The organism is Kitasatospora sp. NPDC093558 (assembly GCF_040683475.1).
Taxonomy (GTDB): domain Bacteria; phylum Actinomycetota; class Actinomycetes; order Streptomycetales; family Streptomycetaceae; genus Kitasatospora.
Genome location: NZ_JBFBDY010000578.1, coordinates 1 through 3,928, shown reverse-complemented (window position 1 = coordinate 3,928; position 3,928 = coordinate 1). Strand labels below are relative to the sequence as shown.

Annotated in this window: 3 protein-coding genes; 2 read left to right on the top strand and 1 reads right to left on the bottom strand. The window is 70.5% G+C overall.

Going from position 1 to position 3,928, the window contains the following annotated elements; genetic code table 11:
- Positions 1 to 305: hypothetical protein (locus AB0O00_RS31790; RefSeq protein WP_363657668.1), on the bottom strand; the 305-nt coding region annotated here is incomplete at its 3' end.
- Between the two features lie 514 nt (positions 306 to 819).
- Here AB0O00_RS31790 and AB0O00_RS31785 point away from each other — a divergent pair.
- Together AB0O00_RS31785 and AB0O00_RS31780 are read left to right on the top strand one after the other, a co-directional pair.
- Positions 820 to 2,790: a zinc ribbon domain-containing protein gene (locus tag AB0O00_RS31785; RefSeq protein ID WP_363657666.1), complete on the top strand. Its 1,971-nt coding sequence runs from the start codon at positions 820 to 822 to the stop codon at positions 2,788 to 2,790.
- A gap of 33 nt (positions 2,791 to 2,823) precedes the next feature.
- A complete protein-coding gene (locus AB0O00_RS31780; RefSeq protein WP_363657664.1) occupies positions 2,824 to 3,834 on the top strand; it encodes a sugar ABC transporter substrate-binding protein in 1,011 nt (336 codons plus the stop codon).
- The last annotated feature ends 94 nt before the right edge of the window (positions 3,835 to 3,928 follow it).

Below are 3,928 nucleotides of genomic sequence, written 5' to 3'. Positions count from 1 at the left end.
GGCGATAACCACGCGGGGGGCTCCGGGGGGGGTTTCTCGTCGACGTGCTGGCTCTGGTATAGGGGCGGGGGGTGGCCCGCGGCGTGCGGGGCCAGCACCTGCTGGGCGTGCTGGTCGTGGCCGGGGGCGAGCCCGGGGTGGCGTTCGGGCCGCTCGGTCCCGTAGTAGAGGTGGCCGTGGTGGCACTTGGCGAAGACGGTCACGCTGTCGACGTGGGCCTCTTTGAAGGCCCGGGCGAAGGTCGCCGGGTCGAAGTCCCGTCCGACGTCGGGGATGTCGGGGCCGGTGTGAAAGTCCAGGTGCACGGTCCGGCGAGGGAAACGGCGGAGGGTGTGAGCGTTCACATCGCGTGGGGTCATGTGATGGATTTATAGGCCGTGCGCGCCGAGGAGTCCAGGGATCGGGAGGAAGACATCCGATGACTGGCCGTATTGCGTCGGTCATCGCGCGAAGATATGACCGAAAGCCCGAGGTTACGTTTGGGAATCATCGGATGCCTCTACTTGTCGTCCAGGTTTCGCGCTCGTAAGGTCCTCGATACCGCGAGCCCCCCCGGACGGTGGTGGCGCCGCAGGCGGGTGAGGGGCCGTCCGGCCGCGGGCGGGTGTTCCGAGCAAGGAGATCAACGATGAGGCTCACGGATTTGATTAATTACCCGCAGCGATCCTACGGTGACCGTGTGGAACTTCTCCGACTGTCAAAGGCCGCGAATCGCTTGGGTGTTCACCTGGTGACACTTCGGTTGTGGGCGGATTCAGGGAAGATCCCGGTGACGTGGGTCGGGCGTGAGCGCCAGTGTCCTTGGCCGCAGGACGCCGGGTGAGCCGGAAGCTGCCGCTCGCTGAGGGCGAGACCTCGCGCACCGCGTGCGCCCGCACCGTGATCCGCCTGGGCGTGGAGGAGAAGACCGGCGAGATCATCGCGCTTCCCGCGCTGGCGGAGCGGATCGGCTGGTGCCTGGACCTGGTATCCGGCATGGCCGGTGAGTTGATTGCCGGGCACTGGAACACCCCGGACGTGAACACCTTGGCTTCCGGGCAGGACGCCGGGGGCCGCAGGCTCCCGTCGAACGCCTGGATGGCGCTGCGTCGTCTCGGCTGGACTGTCACCGCGCCCGACGCAATCACCGTCAACGACCGGATCGTGCGCATGGCGCAGGAGCAGGCGGGGCGGGCCCTGCGTTCGGTGAAGTGGCGCGCCGACGTGGTCGCCGGGATTGTGGCGACGTGGCCGGGCAATTCGGCCAAACGCACGCCGCAGGAGTGGGATGCGCTCCGGGCGGCCGTGCCCGGCGGCGATTGCCTGCCGTCCGCAGTGATCAGGTCCCGCACCCGGCAGGCCGCCGCATTCGAGCGCGAGCACGACCGGCTTCCGGCCGACGTGTTCGAACTGGAGCCCACGCCCCGAGCAGCGCGGATGCTGCTGCTCGCGGCGTGCGACGGCCAGCAAGCCACCATCGAACGCTCCCCGGCCGAGCCGACGAAAGCACTGCTGCGGTTGCAGCTCCCCACACGGCCCGACCCGCGGGCGTACAAGGACTGGTCCTGGACGGCCTGCCCCATCGCACTGCCGCCCACGGTCCCGGCGAACGCCGTACTCCACCTGCCCACCATGCGTCTCGCCGGTGGGAAGATCCGGGCCGACCTCGCCTACACCCACCCCGTGCCCAGGACCCGGCGCACCGGCCACACGGTGGCCCTCGGCGTGGACTGGGGCCTGAACACCCTCCTCAGCGCGGGCGCGGCCCGGCTTCACGCCGACGGGACGATCACCGCTCTCGCAGCGGGCGCGCAGTTCCGGGCCACTGGTGTCCTGGCCAAGCAGGACCGACTGCGGCGAACCTCCGAGCACCTGCACACCAAGACCGACCAGTACGCCCGGCTCGCCGACCCCGCCCTGGAGCCGAAGACAGCCGTGCTGACGCAGGAGATCCGGCGCGTCTCGGCCCGCCGCTCCAGCCTCAACGACGCCCTGGCCTGGTCGGCCGCCCGCTGGACCGTGGACCAGGCCATCGCCACCGGGGCGAGCGTGATCTATCTGGAAGACCTGCGGTCGATGGAAGCGGGCGGCATGGGCCGCACCCGCAACACCCGACTCTCCCAGACCGTGCGCGGCAAGATCACCGACCGCATGCGGCACCTCGCGGCCGAAACCGGGATCGCCGTAGTCACCGTCCCGCCACGCAACACCTCCAAACACTGCCCGCACTGCCTCACCCCGCTGCGCCACCGCAAAGCCCCCGACCGGCCCACCGTGCCGGGATGGAAGTGGGCGATCTGCCCCGACCCGCAATGCCGATGGCAGGGCGACCGCGACCACGGGGCCTGGCGGCGGATCGCCGCACGCGGCCTCGCCCACCAGACCAAGACCGCCACCGACCGCGCCACCGGCGCCATGACGATCCGCGCCGTCGTGGAAGCGCTGGAGACCAGGGCCGTCATCACGGCCACCCCCAGGACCAGCCGGACGGACCGGTCGAAGACCGGCCCCACCCGGCCGCGAAGCAACCGCCTCGCGCCCAGGCGACGTGAGGTTCCCTCCCCGGCCCGGCCCACCGGCCGTGCCGGCAAGCGTCCGGAGGGACACGCACCAACGGACCGGACCCGGCTGCCCCGCGCAGCCCACCGGCACCAGAGCGTGACCACGATCAGCACACCCACCACCCGGCACAAGCCGCGAGGGGCAGCACAAGGCGCGGGTTTCCACCTGCACGCCCACGCCACCCCTCCACGATGGGAAACGATCCAACCGATCCCGCAACCGCAGGATCACACACGATCACTCAGCTGATCTGAGACGCTTCGCTCTTCCGGACTCGCGGCGATGGCCGGGGCCGTGTTAATCGCCGGCGCCACGGGTTGCGACCGCAGCGCGAGCGGAGGGCAGGAGCCGGCCGGTCAGGGGAAGATCGGCATCGACCTGCCGCGGGACGACTCCGACTTCTGGCGGGCGTACGAGCAGTACGTGCGCAAGGACGTCGCCGAGCAGTCGATCGGCACCCTGCCGATCACGTCGTCCCACAACCGTGAGGACGAACTGCGGGCCAACCTCCAGGGGTTCGAGCAGGCGAACGCCAAGGCGGTGGTGATCGCGCCGCAGGCGACCTACGTCACCGACGCGCTGCTCGGCGAGCTCTTCAGACACGGCGTCAACGTGGTGAGCGTCGACACCGAGCCCGAGCACGGCGAGGTGTACATGGCCGTCCGGGCGAACAACGTCGACTACGGCACCAAGGCCTGCCAGTTCCTCGGTGCGCAGCTCAAGGGCAAGGGGAAGGTCGCGGAGCTCCAGGGCGCGCGCGACTCGATCAACGCCTACGACCGGAGCCGCGGGTTCGCCACCTGCATGAAGGAGAAGTTCCCCGGCATCCAGGTGATCGAGCTGGCCACCGACTGGAAGGGGGACGTCGCCGCGGCGAAGCTCCAGTCGACGCTGGCGGCCAACGCCGACCTCGGCGGGATCTACCTGCAGGCCGGCGGCGCCTTCCTGCAGCCGACCGTCTCCCTGCTCCAGCAACAGGGTCTGCTCAAGCCGGCCGGCCAGCCGGGCCACATCGCCATCGTCTCCAACGACGGCATCCCGCAGGAGTTCGACGCCATCCGCAAGGGCGACATCGACGCCACCGTCTCCCAGCCCGCCGACCTGTACGCCAAGTACGCGCTGTTCTACGCGCAGGCGGCCGCCGGGGGCAAGACCTTCCAGCCCGGCGCGACCGACCACGACTCCACCATCATCCAGCTGCCCAACGGCCTGGAGGACCAGCTCCCCGCGCCCCTGGTCACCAAGGACAACGTCGACGACAAGGCCCTGTGGGGCAACAACCTCGGCAAGTAGCACGCCGATCGGTGTGTGGCGCCCCGCCCCCGGCGGGCGCCCCCCCCCCCGTGGCCCGGGCCCGCGGGGCGAGAAGGGGCAGAACCGGACCGCC

Excerpts from the sequence above, each read along its gene's own strand:
- AB0O00_RS31780 (WP_363657664.1), top strand. The coding sequence starts at position 2,824 with ATGGCCGGGGCCGTGTTAATCGCCGGCGCCACGGGTTGCGACCGCAGC.